Below are 21588 nucleotides of genomic sequence, written 5' to 3'. Positions count from 1 at the left end.
CAGGCTGGCAACGGCCTGGCAGCGCCGCTTGAGGCCCACATTACCGCCCCGGAAGGCGCTCAGCAGAAAGGCAGCACATGTCCTCCAGTACCGATTTTGACTTCTTCATGGGCCGCTGGAATATCCAGCACCAGCGCCTGAAAGAGCGTCTGGCCAATTGCCAGGAATGGGATCACTTCCACGGCTCTTCCCATGCCCAGCACATCCTGGGCGGCATGGGCAATATTGATGACAACTATCTGGAGATGCCGGGAGGCGCCTATCGCGCCATCACCCTGCGCTCCTTTGACCCCGCCACCCGCCAATGGAGTATCTGGTGGCTGGATGGCCGTTTTCCCGGCACGCTGGATGCCCCCATGCGCGGCAGCTTTGAAAATGGCGTGGGCTGCTTCCTGGCGGACGATGTGTTTCAGGGTCGGGACATCAAAGTCCGTTTCCTGTGGTACCCCGCCAAGGACGGCACCCCGCGCTGGGAGCAGGCCTTCTCGGTAGACAACGGACAGACCTGGGAAACCAACTGGATCATGATTTTCCACCCCGCCGGGGAAGGCTCAGCCCAACCGGTTTGACCCGCAAGGGGAGCAGTAGCCACAGCCCATTGAGTTCACTCGGTGGGCGCGGTATGCTGGCAGGGCAAGCCATATGCCATTCGCCAGCCTGTCGCCCGGAAAGGGTAATGGGTGATGCCCTCAACAGCCCGTCAGGCCACCCATGCAGCCCACCCCCGCCGAGAAACGCAATGTGCTGCTGCTGGCCAGTGCGCAGGCCCTGTTCCAGACCATTTCCGTGATGGTGCTCACCCTCTCCGGGCTGATTGGCCAGCAGCTGGCCACCGACAAGCGGCTGGCCACCCTGCCGATTGCCATGATGATGGTGGGTGCCGCGGCCACCATGATCCCTGCTTCCCTGCTGATGCAGCGCCATGGCCGCAAGGCGGGCTTCCTGCTCGGCACCGGGCTGGGCTGCGCCGCCGGGCTGCTGGCTGCACTGGCCCTCTGGCTGCATCACTTCTGGCTGTTTGTCCTCGCCAATACGCTGGTGGGCGGCTATCAGGGCTTTGCCCAGTACTACCGCTTTGCCGCCGCCGACATTGCCAGCGCGGATTTCAAAAGCCGCGCCATCTCCTGGGTGATTGCGGGTGGTATCGTCGCGGGTCTGCTGGGGCCGAACATCGGGCGCTGGACCCAAAGCATCAGCCCGCTGCCTTACCTCGCCGCTTATCTGGTGCTGTTTGGCCTCAGCCTGCTGGCCATGCTCATCGTCAGCCGCACCCACATCCCGCCGATGCAGGTGAGCCAGCAACACGGCCCGGCGCGACCCCTGCTCACCATCCTGCGCCAGCCGGTCTTCCTCACCGCCGTGATCGGCTCTGCCGTCGGCTATGCCGTGATGGCGATGGTGATGACCGCCACCCCGCTCGCCATGCAGCTTTGCGGCCAGCCGCAAGGGGCCTCCGCCACTGTCATCCAGTGGCATGTGCTCGGCATGTTCATCCCCTCGTTTTTCACCGGCAACCTGATCCGCCGCTTTGGCGTGCTGCCGATCATGGGCCTGGGCATCGCCCTGCTGGCGTTACAGGTGCTGATCTCGCTCAGCGGCATCGACTTCCTGCACTTCCTCTCCGGGCTGATTCTGCTGGGTGTGGGCTGGAATTTCCTCTTCATCGGCGGCACCAACCTGCTCACCGAGTCCTACCAGCCCAGCGAACGCGCCAAGACGCAGGCCGCGCACGACTTCCTGATGTTCGGCCTGGTCAGCCTCGCCTCCCTCTCCGCCGGTGGCCTGCTCAACACCTGGGGCTGGCAATCGGTCAACCTCACCGTCCTCCCCTTCCTCGCCCTCGCACTACTCGCCGTGCTGGGGCTGGGGATCAAGCGGCGGGGGCGTCTCCAGCTGAGCTGAAGCCGCGTAAACGTCCCTGAAGCGCAGCATGTCTGCCAGGCGCGCCTCACCGTTCCCCGGAAAGCCACAGGCCGGGACAAAATCTTCGGCCTCCTTGAACGTGCCAAACAGGCGATCCCACAGGGTCAGATCGCCATAGTTATAGTGGTGCACGTCCAGCTGATGGTGAATGGCGTGATGCTCCGGGCGCTGAATCAGGTAACCCAGCCATTTCGGTGTGCGGATATTGGCGTGGTAGAAATACTCACCGGTTGCACCAAACAAGGAGGTCCACGCCCCCGCCTCTGCCGTACCCCCCATCACGCAGTAGATCAGCAGGCCGGTCAGGATCGAGTCCGCCGCAATCTCCAGCGGATGCTTGTAGAACGAGGTCAGTACCTCAATCCGGCTGGGGCTATGGTGAATCTGGTGAAACAGCAACCAGAAGCCTCTGGCATGGCGAAGGCGGTGCCACCAGTAGAACACAAAGGTGCCCACAAACCAGTAGAACAGGCCTTCCAGTACCGGATTAGACCAGCCGCCAATCTGCAGCAGGGCGTGCCCCCGGAAATACCGATTCCACGTCAAACCGCCCAGCCCGATCAGGCCAAGCTGCAGCAGGTTCATCCAGCCCGCCCGCCAATACCAGCCGCGCGCATTCGGCAAGGCCCGCCCCGGCGCCACCCGCTCCACCACCAGAAATACACTGGTACTCAGTACAATCAATACTGCGGGAAGGAACTGCTCCTGATACGGCATGGGGCCCTGCGCCTCCGGTCATCAAGCAGGCTAGTGGTACCTGAAGCAGGTACCCGCTGCCTGCCCGTCATTCAAAGTGGTACAGAAACGAGCATGTGCGAATGCACATGGATTGCATGGTAGCAAGCCTGCCCATGCCCGCCACGCCGCAAAAGAAAGTCCCATTTATTGATACCCAAAGGCGCAAGACAGCATCCCAGCCTGCCAACCCGCAGGCGTGGGTACTTTCAGACAGCCTCGGGTATGATGCACACATGGAAGGTTGTGCTCGATGGTTATTAGGCTTTACATCACAGCAGTCACTTAGTATTCAACAGAGTAGCGACTTCAAGAGGCCATCATGCCAGCAACTGCAGGAAATCACGAAGGGGGTCATGTGGTTATAAGCACGAAGCTTGAGCTTGTACGAGCCCTGCAAGCAGCAGGGGTTAGACCAAACGCCTACAGCATATCAGGCTCTTCGAATATGGCACTGTGCTTAGAAGAGGACGCCAATGGTTGGGAGGTTTTCTATTATGAGCGTGGAAGCAAATTTTCCCCCAAGAGGTTTCAAACCGAAGCTGAAGCATGCACTGACATGTTTCACGAACTGTTGAGTGACCAGGCTGCATTTATTTAGCCTGCGTAGAGCGTAATAACCGCAGGGCATTGCGCCTACCCTTGCTTCACAGCAATTGCTCTCGCTTGCTCCAGTGTTTCGGTGGACGCCTCCACTATTCCCCCATCCACTCAGTACAACAGCACACAGCCCGGTTTGAGCGCCACTTGCGCTTCGTTCAGCACACGCTCCGCATCTAGCGCCCCATCAAAGACCCAGTAAACCTTGATGGTGGTCTCTTTTCTTTGCAGGGGATAAGGATTGGCCAATACGCTGGCGATCGAATCGACATAACCCCCTCTATCAGGCTGGTTCCCCATGGTAGCGGTCAGGCAATTCAGGTTAGCACGGGTATGGCGTAAGGTGGACTGGCTGATCTGTAAGGTGCCATACAACAGGGTTTGGTGGCGGTCGACCTTCTCATCGGATGTTACGGCCCGGGTTTTGGTGATGGCAATGCGCGCGTCGCCTTCCTTCAGGGTGATTTCCGCCGGGGCAGGCTGGCAGCCGCTCAGCAGCGTGACCACGCCCAGCATAAGCAAACCCCAGCACTGTGTTATGCGCATACACTCTCCTTTTTCTGCACCAGCACCTGTCATCCTGACAATTGCCAGGACCGTCGCTCGCTGCACCTCTCCCCTCAGCGCTCAGCAGCCCCCCGACTTCGCTGCTTGCGCCGCCGCACGGCGGGTTTTCCATCGTCGCAGCAGGAAGATGCCTTCGTAGAACAGCATGTTGACCAGCAGCGCCACACCATAGAAGGAGCCAGTGCTATGGGCTTCAATCAGCCCGGCGACCAGCAGCCCCGGTGACAGGCATACCAGCACAAATATCAAGCCCGAGTGTGCCAAGGCCATGCCGTCCCGCGCCACCCACAGCAGGGGTAGCGCAGACCATGCCAGGCTGTACAGATGGTGGCGGGTGACGGGCTTCATGTTTCCTTCCGATACTTGGTGCGAGAGGGGTAATACGCTTGATGTCAGTCGGCATCAGTCTCCAACAAAATGCCAGCTTTTCTGGGCAAAGTCGTAGTTATACGTTTCAAATACCGTCCATGGCGACTGGTATATCAGAGCAGGCCGACCTTCACGATCCCGCCAATAGTGCAAGCCCAGCTGTTGCCGGAGCTGCTGTGCGTTGTACCCAATAGTGTCGAATTTGGCTGGGTAGTGCCCGGTGCGGGCATGGTATTGGACAATCGCTTGAGCAACGACGCTCGCATCTTGTTCGATAGACCAGCTGCGGTAGTATTGCCCGCCCCAGGCTGCCGCGGCCACCAGCAAACCCAGCATATATACCGCCCTGGGGTGGAGGCGTGTGCGCCGCAACAGGCCCGCCAGAGCCCAAATCAGCATGGGGACGGCCAGCATCAGCGTCATCATGCCGGGCATGCGCGCCATAAGCAGCAATACCACGCCCATCGCCAACACATACCAGCTGACTCTTGGAATAGTCATGCCGACTCCTTTATCCGCTTTGGGGTACACGCTACCATACTGTTCAGCCTGTGGCAGCCTTTCACGCATGCCGTTACGGCACGGGATCAGCCAGCGGGCTTGGAGGCGGGATGGCTCAGGCAAGCCTCGGGTATGATGTACACACACGGCGCAATGCCCTGCGGTTATTGCGCCCTTCCCTTGCTGCACTGAATTATCAGAGCCAATACCGTGGTAATGATCTAATTTTGCATTCCAATGACGGACTTATATACACGACAAGCGATAACTATACAACGTTTAATAAGGTGCAATAATGCAGCAGATTCATAGTGTGACAATTAACGGGAATGAAGTGCTCTCGGCGGAAGAATTCCACGGCCTACTTAAGCAAAAACTTGAATTTTCAGATTATTATGGAATGAACCCTGACGCTCTATGGGATTGTCTGTCAGAAGCATTGCTTTCAGATGAGCGAATAGAAATTGTTTGGTCTTCATTTGCGAAAAGTTCTGCAATCATGGGCGGGGATGCAGAAATATTGCGAGAGACTTTACTTGATGCACAGGGGAAATATCCTGATCAATTAAAGGTATCAATAACTCTTTAGCAATGGAATTGTGATCGATTTTAAAAAAGCCTGCCGATCTGGTGGGCACTTTAGCATCTGCGGTTCGGTCGCGGTCGGGGTTTCCGGCTCTTCGCCCGCGTACGGCGCAATACCTGAGGCATTGCACCGTACCACGCCTCTCTTTCGAGACGGCTCAGGGCGCATGAACGTGCTGAAATTTCGACTTGACCTGACTTTCAAGCTTTGCCGAAAGTTAGGGCGGTCATCCTGCTACCGCCCCAACAGCCCACCAATCGCCTACTCAATCAGCACCTGCGTCTCGGTCTGCCGCTCCATCACGGTCTGGATGTCGTCCACCATGCCTTGAAACGCCGGGTCGTTGATCAAGTGTTCGCCCAGCTCGGCCAGCAGCAGGGTTTCCAGAAAGATGCGGAAGGCTTTGCGCTGTTGCTGTGCGTCGTCCGGGTTCAGTGCAGTAGGGCGCAATAACCGCAGGGCATTGCGCCGCATCGGTGGCCCTGACCAGTGTGCTACACACAAGCGTGCCATGATTGTCAGGGCATTCAGGGTGGGAAAAGTATGCACTACCGCCTGCGGGTAACGCCAGTTAGCGCCCTTCACGGTTGGTATACCACCCTCGCTCCTCCAACTGGCTGCAGGCGTGGATACCTCAAGCATGCCTCGTTATGATGCATACACGCGGCGCAATGCCCTGCGGTTATTGCGCCCTACCTGCTGAATGGCGCGCTGTTCAATCATCGCCCCTCCACCATTGGGCACTTCAATCCCAAGGCTTCATTGACGTGCATAAAGTCCTGATAAGCGGTGGCGTATTGGACTCCAGCGTCTCCCGGCACCACAACCTTATCCTCATATTCCTTAAACGCTATTTTTTTATGCTTCAGGTACATCACATAGCCATGGCGGTAGCATGAGGATTTGGCAAGATATAACTCTGACAAGGCGGGGGGCTGTGGTGTTTTATGCAGCAACAGCCATGCACCCGCTAGCGCAAGGATGGCGACAACAAACAGAATGCTCTTCTTCAAGATAGGCAAGCCTTGGGTTGTGTGACAGCGGTCACGGTCTGGGCGCTTCTCGTTAGTTTACCGTGATGGAGACCCCCAATAAAAAACCCCGCACTCTCGTACGGGGTTTTTGTTTGAAGCAGAAGAACACTCAGGCTTTCTGGCCCAGCTCGCGGGCGAGGTAGAGCCAAGTTTCGACCACGGTATCGGGGTTGAGCGAGACGGTTTCGATGCCTTGCTCAACCAGCCATTTGGCGAAGTCCGGGTGGTCGGAGGGGCCTTGGCCGCAGATGCCGATGTATTTGCCTTGCTTGCGGCAGGCGGCAATGGCCATGCTGAGCATGGCTTTGACGGCATCGTTGCGTTCGTCGAACAGGCTGGCGATGGGGCCGCCGGAGTCGCGGTCGAGCGCCAGCGTGAGCTGGGTCATGTCGTTGGAGCCGATGGAGAAGCCGTCGAAGTATTCGAGGAACTGTTCGGCGAGGATGGCGTTGGACGGGATCTCGCACATCATGATCAGGCGCAGGCCGTTCTTGCCGCGCTCGATGCCGTTCTGCCGCAGCAACTCAACCACCTGGCGGGCTTCGTCCAGGGTGCGGACGAAGGGGATCATCACTTCGACATTGGTGAGGCCCATGTCGTCGCGCACGCGCTTGATGGCGGTGCATTCCAGCTCGAAGCAGTCGCGGAATTCCGGCGAGATGTAGCGGGAGGCGCCACGGAAGCCGATCATCGGGTTTTCTTCGTGCGGCTCGTAGTTGGTGCCGCCGATCAGGTTGGCGTATTCGTTGGACTTGAAGTCCGACATGCGCACGATGACCTTTTTCGGGGCAAAGGCGGCGCCAATGGAGGCGATGCCTTCCACCAGTCTGGCGATATAGAACTCCACCGCATTGGGGTAGCCGGCAATGCGCTCTTCCACCTGGGCCTTGAGGTCCCACGGCAGGTTCGGGTAGGCCAGCAGCGCCTTGGGGTGGACACCAATCATGCGGTTGATGATGAATTCCAGCCGGGCGAGGCCTACGCCTTCGTTGGGCAGCTGGCTGAAGTCGAAGGCGAGCTCAGGGTTGCCGACGTTCATCATCAGCTTGACCGGGGCGGGCGGCATCTTGTCCAGCGCGAGGTCGATCACGTCGATCTCCAGCAGGCCTTCGTAGATGTTGCCGGTGTCGCCTTCGGCGCAGGAGACGGTGACGGGCTGGCCGTCTTTCAGCAGGTGGGTGGCGTCACCGCAGCCCACTACCGCCGGGATGCCCAGCTCGCGGGCGATGATGGCGGCGTGGCAGGTGCGGCCACCGCGGTTGGTGACGATGGCGGAGGCGCGCTTCATCACCGGTTCCCAGTCCGGGTCGGTCATGTCGGTAACCAGTACGTCGCCGGGCTTGACCTGGTCCATCTCGGAGGCGTCTTTCACCAGTCGTACCACGCCCTGGCCGATCTTCTGGCCGATGGCACGACCGGACACCAGCACATTGGAGCGCTGCTTCAGGCGGTAGCGCCGCAGGGTTTCCACGCGGGCGTCTTGCGACTTCACGGTTTCCGGACGGGCCTGCAGGATGTACAGCTTGCCGTCCACGCCGTCCTTGCCCCATTCGATGTCCATCGGGCGGCCATAGTGCTGCTCGATGATCATGGCGTAGCGGGAGAGCTCCAGCACGTCGGCGTCGGAAATGGCGAACTGGCGGCGCTCGCTCTGGGTGGTGTCCACCACGCGCACCGAGCGGCCGGTTTCGGCCTTGTCGGCAAATTCCATGCGGATCAGCTTGGAGCCGAGGTTGCGGCGCAGGATGGCCGGGCGGTTGGCGGTGAGGTTGGGTTTGTAGACGTAGAATTCGTCCGGGTTCACCGAGCCTTGCACCACGGTTTCACCGAGGCCATAGCTGGCGGTGAGGAACACGGCGTCCTTGAAGCCGGATTCGGTATCGAGGGTGAACAGCACCCCGGCGGAGCCTTTGTCCGAACGCACCATGCGCTGGATACCGGCAGACAGTGCCACTTCGGCGTGTTCAAAGCCCTGGTGTACGCGGTAGGAAATGGCGCGGTCGTTGTACAGCGAGGCGAACACGTGCTTGATGGCCACCAGCACTTGCTCGATGCCGGAGATGTTGAGGAAGGTTTCCTGCTGGCCGGCAAAAGAGGCGTCCGGCAGGTCTTCCGCCGTGGCGCTGGAGCGCACGGCCACCGAGATGGTGGCGCCGGAGTCGGCTTCCATTTTGGCGTAGGCGGTGCGGATGTCCTGTTCCAGATCGGCAGGCAGCGGGGCGTCGATCACCCACTGGCGGATTTCGGCACCCACTTTGGCCAGCTGGGTGACGTCGTCCACGTCCAGCCGGGAAAGGGCTTCGTTCACGCGGTCGGTGAGGTGGCTCTCGGCCAGGAAGCGGCGGAACGCTTCAGCTGTGGTGGCAAAACCACCCGGCACCCGCACACCGGCACCGGCCAGCTGGCTGATCATTTCACCCAGCGAGGCATTCTTGCCCCCTACCCGTTCCACGTCCGTCATGCGGAGGTGCTCGAACCAGACTACATTTTGCGACATCGTCGATTTCCCGTTGATTACGATCAAAACCGGCAACACGCACACGCACCAAGGCCGCAGGCAGCCAGTTTGCTGCAGTGCACCGAGGGGGCGGCGTGGAATGCGCGCATTCTACCGTGTTTCGTTTTTACCGTGCGCGTTCGCACTGTAAAAAGGATGAAAAGTCATTATGTTACGCAAACCCACCGAGACAGCCTGTAGTTTGACTAGATTAACGTATTTTTCAGCGCCGAACGCTGCCGAAAGCGCCCATTCTCCGTCTATAATCGTCCATCCCCCCTCCAGCAGAGAGCCAACATGACGCACCGCCGCAAGGTGTTCTTCGTTTCCGACCGCACCGGGATCACTGCCGAAGTGCTCGGCCACAGCCTGATCACCCAGTTCGAAGACATCGACTTCCAGCGTACCACCCTGCCCTTCATCGACACCATCGAAAAGGCACAGGCAGTGGCACAGCAGCTGGGCGACATCTGCATGCAGGAGGGGCACCGCCCGGTGGTGTTCTCCACCATGGTGGACAGCCAGATCCGCAACGCGCTGCGCCAGCGCAACAATGCCCTGCACCTCGACTTCTTCGAGAAGTTCATCGACCCGCTGGAGCAGGAATTCGGCATGCAGTCGTCGCACACCATGGGCAAAAGCCATGCCATTGATGACAACGACGACTACAAAACCCGCATCGACGCGGTGAACTTCACCATGGCCAATGATGATGGCGGCCAGACCAAATACTATGAAGAGGCGGATGTGATCCTGGTTGGGGTATCCCGCTCTGGCAAAACCCCCACCTGCCTCTACCTTGCCCTGCACTACGGCATCCGCGCCGCCAACTACCCGCTGGTGCCGGAAGACTTTGGCAGCATGACCCTGCCCAGCGTGCTGCAGCCCTACCGCAACAAACTGTACGGCCTCACCATCCGCGCCGACCGCCTGCAGCAGATCCGCAACGAGCGCAAGCCAGACAGCAAGTACGCCTCGCTGGACAATTGCCGGTTCGAAATCGCCGAAGCCGAAGCGCTGATGCGCCGCGAGCGCATCTCCTTCCAGGATGCCACCCATAAATCGGTGGAAGAGCTGGCCTCCACCCTGATCCACACTGCCGGGCTTACCCGTCGGCTGTTCTGATCGCCTTGCCTGCTTTCAGTGTAGACGGCGCACCGCAGAATGTGCGCCGGACTGCAGCATGACTGTGCGGGCTACTTGAGGGTGACCCGCGTCACCTCCATCAACACCGGGGTGTGGTGGTGGCCGGTGATGGCGTGAAAGAGTGTGCCGGTCAGCACCACCGTCTTGCCTTGGTAAGGCTTGAAGCGCATACCAGCGGGCGGCACCAGGGTAATAAGCCGCTGGCCCGTTTCAGCTTCTTCTTCAGTTTGCGGGTTCGCCGCCACACAGATCGGTTTGGGCAGCACCAGCACCGCCTGCACCTCGCGCGCATCCGTCTTTGGGCTCTCGCCATAGTTGGGCGGGCCGTAGAAGGTTTTCAGGGTCACGGTTCCCGTGAGCGTGAGCGGCGCACCGGCGTAATGCAGGCAATCTGCAGCACGGGCGGCCGGGGCAAGGCTGAACGCGGCCAGCAGGGCAAACCAGCGGAAGGTCATAATGGGGATGGCTCCTTGGGGCAGATCAGGCGACGCTGAATCCAGACAGCAGTGCGGGTACGGTCAATTGTACGTAATCATATCAAGGCTTCGTACTCAGCCTCAGCGCTCAGGGCGATGCGTTGCAGCAGTTCGGGATGCCTCGTGTCTCGCACGTCTGCGCCACCATAGCAAGATCGCCGCATCCATCCCCAGCAAGATACCCTGCACGGCGGTCAACCAGCCCAGGAGCAGCACCAGCCCATACGCGACTTCATCCGCGCAGCAAGGGTGGGTGTACAGCAGACTGGCCGCAAACAGCAACAGGGTCATCGCTGCCCAACAGGTATTGCGCCGGTAGCGAGGGATGCGCAGAAAGTGGTGCCAGAAGGCGGCTGGCATCAGGGGTGCTTGCCGGGATGCATTCTGCGCCGCTGGGGGTTGAATACCCATCACTGGCAATCAGTCTTTGCGCTTCTTGCTGCCGTACCGGGCCATGCCAATCCGGACATGGTCGAGGATGGATTCGTGGTAATCCCGGTTGAGCGAGCATTTGTTGATGCGAACCGGATGAAGACGGAGGCTGTTGTCTTTCGCAATCACCGGATAAGGTGCCGCTACCGTCACAGTCATGGCAGCGTGCCCGTAGACGGCAAGATTGACGACCACATCCTTTTCCTGCCCGGGAGGATAGTCGTGGTAGGCATCTCGCACGAGTACCGCGAACGCGGCTTTTTCCGGATTGCTCCACAAGATCTCATCCGCGCGGTATATCGCATCCTCTTCTGACTCCTCCATGATGGGCACCATCAGACCGCCGCCATTCTGGGTCGGATACAGGATGGTCGGTGTCGTCGGCTGAAGCCCTGCCGACATGAACCGTCCATAAGCCAGCATCATGCCTGCCTCCTCGCAGGCTTTGGCTTGCTCAGGGTCCAGTGCCGCTTTCTCCATGGCCAGCAAGGTCAAGCCGCCCTCCTCCTCATCCGGCTCCGTAGGCGTTGGCGGATTCAGCCGGAAAATGTCTTGGGCATGCTGCGTGCAGCTGGTTTGCCTCTCACCAAACAGTATCTCGTTTATGGTGAGCAGCGGAGAATACAGCGCATCATTCAGGCGGGCCCAGTGGGTGAGCTCGAATGCCAGGTCCCACCCCATGCCCAGCTTCTGGGCCTCTTCGTAGGTATGCCAGGTCAGCACATAGGGGCCATTACGGGCTACGGTGGTCGCAAAATAGAATGCCAGGAATTGCAGAAAGTTGACGGTGTCCGGGTGGGTAATGAAGTCACCATAGACCGGGGCTTGCCCTTTGCGGATGGTTCTCAGCAATGCATCGACCCGTGTCAGACTCTCCAGCGAGTAGTCCAGCGTCAGCCGCTCCAGCGCGGCGCGAAGTGCGATCCGGTCGCCAATATATTCCTTGTCAGCGTACAGGCGCAGCATGAGCGGCACCCAAATGTTCGGATCCTGGCGTGCTGCTGCATGATAGGTGTCCAGCGTTTGCTGGAGGGTTGTTTGCAGCGACACATCCCGTTGTGCAAACAGTTTCTGGTGAAGGTAGGTCAGCGGCGTGAACGCTTTACCGAGCGCGTATGCGACCAGCCGGTTCTCTGGTTTGTCCCCCAGCTTAAAGGTATCGGGATACTGCGCCAGCATCTGCTCACGCGTTCCCCAGGTCAGGTCGGTACCTATCCGCGCTGACAGGTAAGACCCAATATAGAACGACACCATATTGGCAAAGCGCTGCACAGCAGGATCCTGGCTCAGATCAGCGGCCTTGAGCCCTGCTTTGTCATGAATCTGCTCCAGCAACGCGTCCAGCCTGTCGAGACTGGCGGGGGTGCCATCCAGCCTTGCTTGCTGCAGGGCCTTGAAAAAGCGGATACCCCCGGGCAGGTCTTGCTGCCGGGCATACGCATCCAGGTACTCGCGCGCCGCACGGTTCCAGTCCATGAACACTCATTCATACATAAGGAAAGCGCAGGATGATGCCGCAGGTATGCAGGTCAATTCAATAGCCGGGAAACCGCTCGGTGCGGAATATTTCTTCCGTTGCCCGCCTTGCCGCACAAAAGATCAAAAATACCGCGCTATCCCGCATGGGATATGGGTTTGTCACTTTTGACCGGACAGGGAAAAGTACGCTTCTTTGCAGCACCTGCCACAGCATTGAGATCAATGCCGAGAGCACCGGGCAGCAGCCCCTCAGAGTTCACCTGCTTCAGCCGGTGCTGCCGTCGGTTTGCAGTATTGCTGCAGCAAGGCCAGGTGATGATTGGCATCCAGAATGAAGTAACGGCCGTGATGCACCGCCAGCTTGCCCCACCACCAGTTGCGCTCGGTGATGCAGTCAAAGTAGCGGCTCTCACCGTTATCCAGGTAATAGGTTTCAACACCGCGCTTGTCCATCTGGCCGTAGAAGCGGTCTTCATTGCCGTCGATGAAGTCACCGGAGTCCTGCGCCAGCAGCACGTAAGTGGCAAATGCCGGGCCTTGGTAGTAGCGTAGCTGGAATTCAAACGGGCGCGGGTAGAAGGTGATGAGCAGGAACAAGGCAACCGGCAGCAGCAGCATGCTCAACCACATGGACGGTGATTTGCCGCGCCAGCGCAGCCACAGCATGCAGCCCAGCCCCATCAGCATGAACAGGGCGGACAGCAACATGAACAGCTGATTGAGGCCCCAGATTTCCAGCCCGCCTGCGTTCAGGGTATCGCCGTCTTTATTCAGGATCTGCTGCAAGCCAAAGGTGTTGTAGCCACCGGACAGCATCAGGATGGCGGTACAAAAGCTGCTGACCGAGAACAGCCCCATATAGATGGCAGCGGGCAGATTGGGGAAGCGGGGCAAGGACATATCAGGGTTGCAGGCAATCAGACATGCAGCAAGCATATCATGTTGCCAGCATATCCGCCCTGCAGTTCACCGGATTTAACCCTGTACGGAGGATACGCAGGCATTCATAACCCGTTCAGCGAGCGCGGTGCACACTACGCTGCATGTCCACCACGATGGTGGAAGTCGACTGAAAGGAGTCACACCATGCGTCGCTTGACTGTGTTTGCTACCCTCGCAATGAGCCTGGCGGTTCCAACCCTGCGGGCGGAATCCTTTGCAGATTATGCCCGGGTGCGTCAGGTGGAGCCCCAATATGAGCGCGTCAACTCACCACGCGAGGAGTGCTGGACGGAAACCGTCAGCAGCCAACAGCCGCGTGAATCCCGCCGCAGCACCAGCGGTGCCATCATTGGGGGTGTGGTGGGGGCGGCGCTGGGCCACCAGGTTGGCAAGGGGCGTGGCAAGGATGCCGCCACGGCGGTCGGTGCCATCGCAGGCGCCATGATTGGCGACCGCTGGAATGATCGTGGCGGCGATGAATATGAAACCGTGTCTCGCGATGAGCGCCGCTGCCGCAGCGTGGACCAGTGGGACAATCGCCTGACCGGCTATCGCGTCACCTATGAATACGCAGGCCGCCGCTATACCAGCTTCATGCCGCGCGATCCGGGCCGTGAGGTGCGGGTGAACGTGTCGGTGGAGCCGTCGCGCTGATCCACGCCAAAGGCGTTCTGGCACGGTACAATGGGCAGCCGGATGTGACCTCGGCTGTCAGAAGGATGGAGATAAGATCATGATGCGCGCAGCCCTGCTCACCCTGTTGCTGGTGGCCGTTCCGGCCTGGGCCATTTCCCGTGATGATGCCGCCCGCATCGCGCAGGAGCGGACCGGGGGCAAGGTGCTGGCGGTGGAACAGCAGGGTACGCTGTTTCGGGTCAAGGTGCTGAAAAGCAACGGCGAGGTGGTGATCCTGAAGATCGACGCCGGCAGTGGGGAGGTACGCTAAGATGCGCATTCTGGTGGTGGAAGACGAGCCCATCCTCAATGCCCGCCTGCGGCAAATGCTGACGGAGGTGGGCTACCGGGTAGAAGGCGCGCAGGATGGCGAGCAAGGGTTGTTTCTGGCCAAAGAGTACCCCTTCGACACCATCGTGCTGGATCTCGGCCTGCCCAAACGCTCTGGCCTCGACATCCTGCGCATCCTGCGCTCGGAGGGCAGTACCACCCCGGTGCTGGTATTAACCGCCCGCGACCGCTGGCAGGATAAGGTGGAAGGGCTGGAGGCCGGGGCCGACGATTACCTGACGAAGCCGTTTGAGCCGCCAGAACTACTGGCACGGGTCAAAGCCCTGTTGCGCCGCGCCGCGGGCGCGCCACAGCAGAAACTGCAATTCGGCCCGCTGCAACTGGACCTGGCCGCGCAGAGCGTACAGCGTGAAGCGCAGGCACTGGACCTGACCGCCTTTGAATACCGCATGCTGGAATTTCTGGTGACCCACCGGGATCGGGTGGTGCCCAAGGCGGAGCTGAACGACTACCTCTACCCGGTGAACGCCGACCCGGACAGCAATGTGATTGAAGTGCTCCTCGGCCGCCTGCGCAAGAAGCTGGACCCGGATGGCAGCCTGCAACCGATCGAGACCCTGCGCGGACGCGGTTACCGCTTTACCCTGCAACCTGGCGCATGAGCCGCAAGCCCCGCTCGATCAACCAGCGGGTGATCCTGGCCGCCGCTGTGCTGCTGCTGCTGTTTGTGATCCTCACTGGCGCGGCGCTGGACAAGGCCTTTCGCGAAAGTGCCGAAACCGCCCGCCGCGAACGCCTGAGTGCCCTCGCCTACCTGCTGATGGCCGCCGCCGAGGTTGATGAGCAAGGCGTGCTGCACATGCCGCCACAACTGGCCGAACCCCGCCTGCAACTGCCTGGCTCCGGCCTGTATGCCCGCGTTCAGCTTGGCCGCACGCAATGGCTATCCGCCTCCAATACCGGCCGCGCCATACCCTTTGCCGACAGCGCCACGCCAGGCCAACCCTGGTTTGGACAGGTGGACATGGACCACCAGCGCTACTGGGCGCTCTCCATGCAGGTGAGCTGGCCTGTCGGCGTGCGTCGGCTGCCACTGCTGTTCAGCGTCAGCGAGGACCTGCGTGATTTTGAGCGCGAGCTGAACACCTATCGCCGTACCCTGTGGGGCTGGCTGGCCGCCTCGGCCGTACTGCTGTTGCTGACCCAGACCGTGCTGCTGCGCTGGGGACTGCGCCCGCTGCGGCAAGTCGCACGCGCCTTGCGCCGCATCGAGCAAGGGGAAGATGAGCAGCTGGATGGCCCCTACCCGCGTGAGCTGCAAGGGCTCACCCGCAACCTGAACACCCTGCTGCAGCGCGAACGCGCCCAGCAGCAGCGCTACCGGCACGCGCTGGCCGACCTCGCCCACAGTCTGAAGACCCCATTGGCGGTACTCAAAGGCACGCCGGAAGACGATGCCGAATTTGCCCACACCGTGCGCGAGCAATGCCAGCGCATGGAAACGCTGGTGGGCTATCAGCTGCAGCGCGCCGCCACCGCAGGCAGTGCGCCCTTTGCCGCCGCCCGTCTGCTCGCGCCCCAAGTGCAACGGATCACCGACACCCTCAGCAAGGTCTACCGTGACCGAAGCCTGCAGTTCCAGCAAGACATTCCACCTGATTTCAAACTACGGCTGGATGAAGGCGATTTGCTGGAGCTGCTGGGCAACCTGATCGACAACGCCGCCAAATGGGCTATGCATCAGGTGCGCATCAGCGCGCAGCGAGAGGGAGAGCGCTGCACCCTCAGCATCGAGGACGACGGCCCTGGCATCAGTGATCCCAGTTTGATGCAGCAGCGCGGGGTGCGTGCGGATGAGGCAGTACCTGGCCACGGCATCGGACTCGCCATTGTGAACGATATCGTCAACGCCTATCAGGGCCGCCTAGACATCCTGCGCAGCGATACACTGAGCGGTGCCTGCATCCGTATCCAGTTCAACGGCGTGTGAATCCCGCTTGGCACCCCGCCAGCAACTGTGCAGCGGCGAGGTTCATGCCCCAGAACCCTAACCGCTCAGGGCTGTACAACCACCCCGGCACGCTGTAAATAAGCTTGCAGCGCCATCAGTTGGTCAGCGTTGTCGTGGCAGGCGTCGGTGTTACGGTTGATGGTCTGGACGGCGGCAAAGGCATCAAGGCCTTGGGTGGAGCCATCAGATCCGCCGGCACCGTCCAGGCGGGGCACGTCGCGACGGATGGCGGCGTTGTAGAGGTACACCCAGCGAGCAGGCAGCCGAACCCGGCCAGCAGCATCCATTTCATAGCGTTTCTCCAGTAAGATACGGGTTTGCGTTGCAGCCACACGCTGCTGTAACCGGTGCGCCTGATCCTGCAGCGCATAGGTGGCGGCCTCAGACTGACGGCGCGCCTGCTCCGCATTGCGGCGCGTGGCCACCGCCGCCTGCTGAGCCAGCAACGCCTGCTGCTCCGCCCAGCGTGCCTGCCAACGCCGCTCGGACCAGGCATGGCCCGCCCAGCCCGCAAGCAATAACAACACCACCCCGGCCAGACCGCGCCAATGGCGCAGCAGCCAGGGAAAAATCATGGCAATCATCGGGTTTACTCCGGATGGGTTCAGGCAAACACTCACGCCCCTGTTTTATCGGCAGGAGCATGGGTGGTCGTGAGCTTAGATGGATATTTTCAACATGCAGAACCGGGGCAAATTCCTTGAAAGCTCAACAGAAACCTGCACCTCATTTAAGATAAGCAGCGCTCAGTACTTGATGCAGGCCAGCAATGTGAGGTTGTGCGGTCGGACTTTCCTGAACTCATAGGTCTTTCCCGCCGCAGCACTAATGTTGATTGAGGAGTTGGACCCATAGTGGCTTATACCATCAGCATTTTTTACATCTGTTAGAGGTATAATCCCACTTGAATTGTCATATACCGCAATCTCACTGGCGTTCTGCATCGTACCCAGCGAACGCCCCGCATCCAGGCCGCGTCCGTCATCCCAGCCGCGCATGAATTCACCCCGCAGGTCGGGCAGGTTGAAAGTAGTGGTACCGTCACCAAGGCCGAACCAGCTTTGCAGGTAGCTGTGCGTGCCCGATTGGCTGCCGCTGGTCGCTATCCGGTTTCCCCACTCCCGCAGATAGAAGTTGTTAGCGTCAATCATTTCAACAAGATAAACCCCTGTCATAGTGCTCAACCCAGTAGGCAGGGCACCTGTCGTATAGAGCCGTAGCATCTCCCCCCCGGTGAAGCCGTGGGCGGTCTTGGTGAAGACGGCCGGGTTGGCGATGTTCACGGTGAACGTCTGCGGGGTGAAGCCTGCGTTGGTGACCAGCGCTGCAAACAGGGCGGGATAGGCGCTACGGGACACGGCGGCCCCATTGGCTTTCAGGTAGCCTGCAGGCGGCGTGTTCTGCGCCACATGGATGATGGTGCCGACCGGAACGGCGGATGACAGCCCTGCCGCCGGGTTCAGCAACAGCCATTTGTCCAGCGTCTGGTCATACAACAGTTCCAGCCAGTGGCCGGCACCGGCAATGTCGCCGGTCACCAGCGCTTGCCCCGTACCTTTGACGATGGTTTTGGCCGGGATGACGCCGCTGTTCGGGGTAAAGGTTGGGGCCGCGGAGGCATTGCTGCCGTTGCTGCGCACGCACAGTGACATGCCGTTGATCAGAGTGGTTACTGCGGGGGCAAAGCTGGCGGTGAGCGCGTCACCGGTGCCACCGGCCGTGGCGGTGACTTGACGTCCACTCTGGATGCCAAGGTCGCTCAAACTACCCAGTACGGTCCAGCCGTCGTTATTGCCATTGCGTAGCTTGAGCAGGCCGCTTTGGGTGTCGGCCCACAGCCGGTTGGCACCCACTGCGCCGGGGTCGGTGGCACCGCTCAGGTTGCTGGCGATGGTATCCAGCGCATCATTCACTTTCTGCACCAGGCCAAGGCCGGTCAGCGTGCCACTGGTAGGCAGTACGGTCGGATTTTGTGACATTGCTTTCTCCATGAAAAAGGCCGCCCGCAGGCGGCCTGTCTTGTGCAAACGGGATGGTGCTCAGTAGCCTTGGCTGATCCAGTTGATCTGGCGTGCCACATCATTGCTGCCGTTGACCACCCGCACGGTGAAACCGCTGCGGGTTTGCGCGGTCAGCAGCAGGTCGTCCCCCGGCATGGCGTTCAGCAGGGTAATCTGCGGCAGGGGCCAGGGCTGGCTGCCGTTGCCGCCGTTAAACGGGCGCTCGTAGAGCACTGAGAAGCCACCGATGGGGACGTTGACCGAGCCGCTGTCAACGCGGTCCGGCGCATCCACCAGGAAGGTGAGCCCGCTCAGGATGGGGCTGATGCCGGGATCACGGGTGCTGATCAGCACCCGTGCCTTGAAAGACTGGGCGACATAGCTACCCGGTACAAACTGCTGCCAGTCACCAAACACCCCGTCTTCCTGTGCCAGCGCGATCTGCGGCACCACATCCACCTGCTGCCCCAGCACCTCACCGAACCAGTCGTTCAGCGCGAAGATGTCGGGCGTGGTCAGCACGTTTTCGTGGATGGCCTGCCCGCGCACGCTGTAACTGATCAGCACATTGCAAGGCGCTACCCGGCCGATATTGATGGTATGGCTGGCGGGCAGGGTATACATGCCACTGCCCGCCACCCCGCCCAGCCACAAGATATCCGGGTTGGACAGCACATCCGGCAAAGCCAGCAGACTATCCGCCGCATCCAGCTGAATGGCGCCACCCAGTACCATGGCGCCACCGGAGCACGTCCCCGACCAGCCGCTGACCGCTTCGTCGAAGCGGGCTACCACGTTCTTGACCAGCGCGGCACCGGTGATGCTCAGCCGCCCGGGCTGAGCCGAGTACACCTGCACGCCGCCTTGTGCCTGGTAGTGTGCCGCAATCCAGTACAGGCCATCCCCCACGGCGGTAAAGCGTGGCAGCGGGGTGCGCCCCAGTACCTTGGCTTGATGCCAGCTGGGGCCGAGCCGGATTTCATAATCGACCGGCCGCAAGTCCTGCACCTCGTCCCAGTAGAGTTGCGTCAGACCCGCCACGAAGTTGGTGCGCAGGTTGCGGATGTCCGGCATTGGTGACAGCAAAGCGGTACCTTGCACCGTGTACTGGTAGGCGGGCACCTGGCTGATATCCTGCAGCCCGCCCCCATACACGTTGAAGCTGACCAGCTTGAACCACAGCGTTTTGCCCACCTGATCCAGCGACAGCGCCTCGCTCTCCCCCACCGTGGCATCCAGCCGCACAAAGGGGCTGCCCGCTGCATGGTTGCTGGCCGTACTGCCCCAGCTGCCGCGCTGCAATCCACCCAGGGTGTATTGATTGACGCCATCCAGCGTTGCCTGCTGATAGCCAAGGTACTCGCCATCCACCCAGCAGGCGGTGTGCATCAGCCGGGCATCTTCCTCGGTACCGGACAGCAGCTGCCCGCCTTTACCCGTCAACTGTACTGACAAGGCATTGCCCGTGGCCGCCAAAGTAGAACGCAGGGTGCCATAGCGGCTGCCGCCCACGATGCGATCCACCTGCTTGTAGGTGGCACCATCCTGCGAAGCATACACCAGACAGCCCCCCCACATGGGACCAGGGCCCGTCACCGCCAGCTTGACCCGCAGGGTCTGGTCCTGCCCGGTGAAACCGGGCTCGAAGAACAGCGGCGGCAGTACCTTGCCGGGGTCGGCATTGAAGTCATGACCAAACCCGGCGACCACCTGCGTCGGATAGCGCACCGAGCTGGCCACCCCGCGCGGGAAATCCTCAGCGCGAACGGTCAGGCCACCATCCTCATCCTCTTCGATCGACGTCACCCGTATCGGAGTTTGCTGCAGGCCAAGGCCACTATCGGTCAGCGTCACCAGATCCATCGGCTCCAGCAGCGCGTGTCGCCAGCCCAGCCGGAATTCATAATGGTTGCGCACATACAAGGCCCGCTGCAGCAGCAGCTGCGCCACATGGCGGGCTACCGCCGGTTCGCAGATGGCGTGCAGCTTGACCGGCTCCTGCGGTCGCAACCCGAACTGCTCGATATTGGCCAGATCCTTGGCCTCGGCCACTTCGAGGTTGTAATCGTTACTGCGGTTGAGAAACTCCACCTGCACCTGGTTATAGGCATCCGCAGGCGTCTTGCGCTGCACCCGTACCGGGTCATCCGCGCCGCTGACCAGAAAATCGTCATCGCTCAGCGCGTACACCGGGGTCAGGTCGGGCAAGAATTGAGCCCCCCAGCCGCTGGCAATCTCATCCCCGTAGGGCAGCACCTTGAGCTGCCCTTCCGACCACAGCAGCGCCGAGTTGGACAGCATCGCCAGCTCCTGCAAGTGTTCATGGGCCTGGCGCTGCTCGTGATAGGCGGGCGAAATGAACAAGCCATTGGCGGTGCAGTAATCCCGATAGCGGCTGAAATTGCCCAGCTTGCCGGACGGGAAGCCTGCACCATGACGCGGATTGGACAGCAAGTCCGACATCACGTCCGCCGGGTTGGCATCGACCACCCCATTGCCAAACGCATAGCCGCCCACCACTTCAAAGCTGTGGTTTTGCACCTCGGCATTATTGGTCAGCTGGTAATTGGCGCCATACAGCACGGCCGTCTGGCTGTAGCCAATGGCCTGCGCCGGATGACGGCTGAGCAAATGTCCCCATGCAGCCTGCCCTGGCACCCCCGATTGCAAGGCCAGCCCCAGCTGTTGCAAGGCGCTGAGGTAGTAGGCGGCATCACGCCACTGATAGCTGAGTTTCACCGCCCTGCCGGCCAAGCCCGCGTTGAAGGTATACACACCATTGCTGATGCTGAAATCCGCCCCCGGCGACAAGGTCCGCTCAGACCAGTAGCTGCGCCTCTCGCCCTCCACCCGTTCGCTGGTGGTGGCTGACAAGTGCGCCACCCAGCTTGCCGCCTGCGGCACGCTCACCTGATAAGGCGCGGTCGCGGGGACCGTCACCGATAGATTGTTCTCCGTGTGCAAAGCACCGGGAAACAGGCTGCCGCGCAGGCGCTCCTTGCCACGCCAGGCGGACACCACCGCGTTGATCGGCCCTTCGCCCAGGCCCATCACCAAAGCAGCTTCGTAGGTATAGGTGGTGTCTTCCTGCACCGTCTTGCCACCGCCACCGCCCTTGCCGCCGCCCCCCGACTCTGTGCGGGTCACATGCGGGATGGCGGTGAAATCGCCGTACCACAGCAGGTTGCCCGTGACCCGGGTCTGCCCATAGACAATCGGCACCACCAGACCATAGCTGGACTGCTGTACCTGAATGGCACCCAGTCGTGGCTCTGAGGTCGAGATGGTACTGGTCTTGCGCTTGCCAAACATGCCGCCCATCAG

Annotated in this window: 22 protein-coding genes; 8 read left to right on the top strand and 14 right to left on the bottom strand. The window is 60.7% G+C overall.

All coding sequences use genetic code 11. The features are described from left to right. The first annotated feature begins 77 nt into the window (after nucleotides 1-77). Together ACE3O2_RS05820 and ACE3O2_RS05815 are read left to right on the top strand one after the other, a co-directional pair. Nucleotides 78-569, top strand: coding sequence for a DUF1579 domain-containing protein (locus ACE3O2_RS05820; protein WP_168875809.1), 492 nt, complete (start codon nucleotides 78-80; stop codon nucleotides 567-569). A gap of 142 nt (nucleotides 570-711) precedes the next feature. Continuing rightward, nucleotides 712-1902, top strand: coding sequence for an MFS transporter (locus ACE3O2_RS05815; RefSeq protein ID WP_374335637.1), 1191 nt, complete (start codon nucleotides 712-714; stop codon nucleotides 1900-1902). Here the strand turns inward: ACE3O2_RS05815 and ACE3O2_RS05810 are convergent. The 4 genes from ACE3O2_RS05810 to ACE3O2_RS05795 form a co-directional block, all read right to left on the bottom strand. Further along, nucleotides 1846-2640: a sterol desaturase family protein gene (locus ACE3O2_RS05810; RefSeq protein WP_374335635.1), complete on the bottom strand. Its 795-nt coding sequence runs from the start codon at nucleotides 2638-2640 to the stop codon at nucleotides 1846-1848. The genes ACE3O2_RS05815 and ACE3O2_RS05810 overlap by 57 nt on opposite strands. Before the next feature lie 729 nt (nucleotides 2641-3369). Continuing rightward, nucleotides 3370-3804 carry a hypothetical protein gene (locus ACE3O2_RS05805; protein ID WP_374335633.1) on the bottom strand — a complete coding sequence of 145 codons (435 nt, stop codon included), beginning with the start codon at nucleotides 3802-3804 and terminating at the stop codon, nucleotides 3370-3372. A gap of 81 nt (nucleotides 3805-3885) precedes the next feature. Continuing rightward, a complete protein-coding gene (locus ACE3O2_RS05800; RefSeq protein WP_374335631.1) occupies nucleotides 3886-4173 on the bottom strand; it encodes a hypothetical protein in 288 nt (95 codons plus the stop codon). A gap of 54 nt (nucleotides 4174-4227) precedes the next feature. After that, entirely contained in the window at nucleotides 4228-4695 is a 468-nt protein-coding gene (locus ACE3O2_RS05795; protein WP_374335629.1) for a hypothetical protein, read from the bottom strand. A 295-nt stretch (nucleotides 4696-4990) separates the two neighbouring features. Between ACE3O2_RS05795 and ACE3O2_RS05790 the strand changes: the two genes are divergently transcribed. Continuing rightward, nucleotides 4991-5284, top strand: a complete 294-nt coding sequence (locus ACE3O2_RS05790) for a barstar family protein (protein WP_374335627.1) — start codon at nucleotides 4991-4993, stop codon at nucleotides 5282-5284. A 258-nt stretch (nucleotides 5285-5542) separates the two neighbouring features. Here the strand turns inward: ACE3O2_RS05790 and ACE3O2_RS05785 are convergent, their stop codons facing one another. The 3 genes from ACE3O2_RS05785 to ppsA form a co-directional block, all read right to left on the bottom strand. Further along, nucleotides 5543-5755, bottom strand: coding sequence for a hypothetical protein (locus ACE3O2_RS05785; RefSeq protein ID WP_374335625.1), 213 nt, complete (start codon nucleotides 5753-5755; stop codon nucleotides 5543-5545). 245 nt (nucleotides 5756-6000) lie between these two features. Beyond that, nucleotides 6001-6294 (bottom strand): hypothetical protein, encoded by a 294-nt coding sequence (locus ACE3O2_RS05780; protein ID WP_374335623.1) that lies wholly within the window; start codon nucleotides 6292-6294, stop codon nucleotides 6001-6003. A 130-nt stretch (nucleotides 6295-6424) separates the two neighbouring features. Beyond that, on the bottom strand, nucleotides 6425-8812 hold the full coding sequence (gene ppsA, locus ACE3O2_RS05775) for a phosphoenolpyruvate synthase (protein ID WP_374335621.1): 2388 nt from the start codon (nucleotides 8810-8812) through the stop codon (nucleotides 6425-6427). A 297-nt stretch (nucleotides 8813-9109) separates the two neighbouring features. Between ppsA and ACE3O2_RS05770 the strand changes: the two genes are divergently transcribed. Then, complete coding sequence (locus ACE3O2_RS05770) at nucleotides 9110-9937, top strand: pyruvate, water dikinase regulatory protein (protein ID WP_168875819.1); 828 nt, start codon at nucleotides 9110-9112, stop codon at nucleotides 9935-9937. Between the two features lie 71 nt (nucleotides 9938-10008). Here ACE3O2_RS05770 and ACE3O2_RS05765 read toward each other — a convergent pair whose 3' ends face one another. From ACE3O2_RS05765 to ACE3O2_RS05750, 4 genes are all read right to left on the bottom strand, one after another. After that, entirely contained in the window at nucleotides 10009-10413 is a 405-nt protein-coding gene (locus ACE3O2_RS05765; protein WP_374335619.1) for a DUF4431 domain-containing protein, read from the bottom strand. 102 nt (nucleotides 10414-10515) lie between these two features. After that, nucleotides 10516-10794 carry a hypothetical protein gene (locus ACE3O2_RS05760; protein ID WP_374335617.1) on the bottom strand — a complete coding sequence of 93 codons (279 nt, stop codon included), beginning with the start codon at nucleotides 10792-10794 and terminating at the stop codon, nucleotides 10516-10518. A gap of 60 nt (nucleotides 10795-10854) precedes the next feature. Continuing rightward, nucleotides 10855-12342: a hypothetical protein gene (locus tag ACE3O2_RS05755; RefSeq protein ID WP_374335615.1), complete on the bottom strand. Its 1488-nt coding sequence runs from the start codon at nucleotides 12340-12342 to the stop codon at nucleotides 10855-10857. 252 nt (nucleotides 12343-12594) lie between these two features. Beyond that, the gene (locus ACE3O2_RS05750; RefSeq protein WP_374335613.1) at nucleotides 12595-13245 is read right to left on the bottom strand and encodes a hypothetical protein; all 651 of its coding nucleotides are present in this window, start codon (nucleotides 13243-13245) and stop codon (nucleotides 12595-12597) included. 186 nt (nucleotides 13246-13431) lie between these two features. Between ACE3O2_RS05750 and ACE3O2_RS05745 the strand changes: the two genes are divergently transcribed. The 4 genes from ACE3O2_RS05745 (at nucleotide 13432) to ACE3O2_RS05730 (ending at nucleotide 16243) form a co-directional block, all read left to right on the top strand. Then, nucleotides 13432-13941 carry a glycine zipper 2TM domain-containing protein gene (locus ACE3O2_RS05745; protein ID WP_168875824.1) on the top strand — a complete coding sequence of 170 codons (510 nt, stop codon included), beginning with the start codon at nucleotides 13432-13434 and terminating at the stop codon, nucleotides 13939-13941. Between the two features lie 79 nt (nucleotides 13942-14020). Beyond that, nucleotides 14021-14233: a PepSY domain-containing protein gene (locus ACE3O2_RS05740; RefSeq protein ID WP_374335611.1), complete on the top strand. Its 213-nt coding sequence runs from the start codon at nucleotides 14021-14023 to the stop codon at nucleotides 14231-14233. Nucleotide 14234: 1 nt separating this feature from the next. Next, a complete protein-coding gene (locus ACE3O2_RS05735; protein WP_374335609.1) occupies nucleotides 14235-14915 on the top strand; it encodes a response regulator transcription factor in 681 nt (226 codons plus the stop codon). Continuing rightward, nucleotides 14912-16243, top strand: a complete 1332-nt coding sequence (locus tag ACE3O2_RS05730; protein ID WP_374335607.1) for an ATP-binding protein — start codon at nucleotides 14912-14914, stop codon at nucleotides 16241-16243. Before ACE3O2_RS05735 ends, ACE3O2_RS05730 begins: the two co-directional genes overlap by 4 nt. A gap of 65 nt (nucleotides 16244-16308) precedes the next feature. On the opposite strand, the gene ACE3O2_RS05725 is transcribed toward ACE3O2_RS05730, so the two are convergent. The 3 genes from ACE3O2_RS05725 to ACE3O2_RS05715 form a co-directional block, all read right to left on the bottom strand. Continuing rightward, nucleotides 16309-16848: a hypothetical protein gene (locus tag ACE3O2_RS05725; RefSeq protein ID WP_374335605.1), complete on the bottom strand. Its 540-nt coding sequence runs from the start codon at nucleotides 16846-16848 to the stop codon at nucleotides 16309-16311. 162 nt (nucleotides 16849-17010) lie between these two features. Continuing rightward, nucleotides 17011-18177 carry a tail fiber protein gene (locus ACE3O2_RS05720; RefSeq protein WP_374335603.1) on the bottom strand — a complete coding sequence of 389 codons (1167 nt, stop codon included), beginning with the start codon at nucleotides 18175-18177 and terminating at the stop codon, nucleotides 17011-17013. A gap of 126 nt (nucleotides 18178-18303) precedes the next feature. Continuing rightward, a complete protein-coding gene (locus ACE3O2_RS05715) occupies nucleotides 18304-21585 on the bottom strand; it encodes a phage tail protein (RefSeq protein ID WP_374335601.1) in 3282 nt (1093 codons plus the stop codon). Nucleotides 21586-21588: the final 3 nt, after the last annotated feature.

This window comes from Leeia sp. (assembly GCF_041909055.1).
In the GTDB taxonomy this organism is placed as follows: domain Bacteria; phylum Pseudomonadota; class Gammaproteobacteria; order Burkholderiales; family Leeiaceae; genus Leeia; species Leeia aquatica.
Note: the sequence above shows the minus strand (reverse complement) of the source record. Positions and strands in the feature narration are given on the sequence as shown.

Coding starts and splice junctions, on each gene's coding strand:
- ACE3O2_RS05820 (WP_168875809.1), top strand. CDS start 78: ATGTCCTCCAGTACCGATTTTGACTTCTTCATGGGCCGCTGGAATATC.
- ACE3O2_RS05815 (WP_374335637.1), top strand. CDS start 712: ATGCAGCCCACCCCCGCCGAGAAACGCAATGTGCTGCTGCTGGCCAGT.
- ACE3O2_RS05810 (WP_374335635.1), bottom strand. CDS start 2,640: ATGCCGTATCAGGAGCAGTTCCTTCCCGCAGTATTGATTGTACTGAGT.
- ACE3O2_RS05805 (WP_374335633.1), bottom strand. CDS start 3,804: ATGCGCATAACACAGTGCTGGGGTTTGCTTATGCTGGGCGTGGTCACG.
- ACE3O2_RS05800 (WP_374335631.1), bottom strand. CDS start 4,173: ATGAAGCCCGTCACCCGCCACCATCTGTACAGCCTGGCATGGTCTGCG.
- ACE3O2_RS05795 (WP_374335629.1), bottom strand. CDS start 4,695: ATGACTATTCCAAGAGTCAGCTGGTATGTGTTGGCGATGGGCGTGGTA.
- ACE3O2_RS05790 (WP_374335627.1), top strand. CDS start 4,991: ATGCAGCAGATTCATAGTGTGACAATTAACGGGAATGAAGTGCTCTCG.
- ACE3O2_RS05785 (WP_374335625.1), bottom strand. CDS start 5,755: ATGCGGCGCAATGCCCTGCGGTTATTGCGCCCTACTGCACTGAACCCG.
- ppsA (WP_374335621.1), bottom strand. CDS start 8,812: ATGTCGCAAAATGTAGTCTGGTTCGAGCACCTCCGCATGACGGACGTG.
- ACE3O2_RS05770 (WP_168875819.1), top strand. CDS start 9,110: ATGACGCACCGCCGCAAGGTGTTCTTCGTTTCCGACCGCACCGGGATC.
- ACE3O2_RS05765 (WP_374335619.1), bottom strand. CDS start 10,413: ATGACCTTCCGCTGGTTTGCCCTGCTGGCCGCGTTCAGCCTTGCCCCG.
- ACE3O2_RS05760 (WP_374335617.1), bottom strand. CDS start 10,794: ATGCCAGCCGCCTTCTGGCACCACTTTCTGCGCATCCCTCGCTACCGG.
- ACE3O2_RS05755 (WP_374335615.1), bottom strand. CDS start 12,342: ATGGACTGGAACCGTGCGGCGCGCGAGTACCTGGATGCGTATGCCCGG.
- ACE3O2_RS05750 (WP_374335613.1), bottom strand. CDS start 13,245: ATGTCCTTGCCCCGCTTCCCCAATCTGCCCGCTGCCATCTATATGGGG.
- ACE3O2_RS05745 (WP_168875824.1), top strand. CDS start 13,432: ATGCGTCGCTTGACTGTGTTTGCTACCCTCGCAATGAGCCTGGCGGTT.
- ACE3O2_RS05740 (WP_374335611.1), top strand. CDS start 14,021: ATGATGCGCGCAGCCCTGCTCACCCTGTTGCTGGTGGCCGTTCCGGCC.
- ACE3O2_RS05735 (WP_374335609.1), top strand. CDS start 14,235: ATGCGCATTCTGGTGGTGGAAGACGAGCCCATCCTCAATGCCCGCCTG.
- ACE3O2_RS05730 (WP_374335607.1), top strand. CDS start 14,912: ATGAGCCGCAAGCCCCGCTCGATCAACCAGCGGGTGATCCTGGCCGCC.
- ACE3O2_RS05725 (WP_374335605.1), bottom strand. CDS start 16,848: ATGATTGCCATGATTTTTCCCTGGCTGCTGCGCCATTGGCGCGGTCTG.
- ACE3O2_RS05715 (WP_374335601.1), bottom strand. CDS start 21,585: ATGGGCGGCATGTTTGGCAAGCGCAAGACCAGTACCATCTCGACCTCA.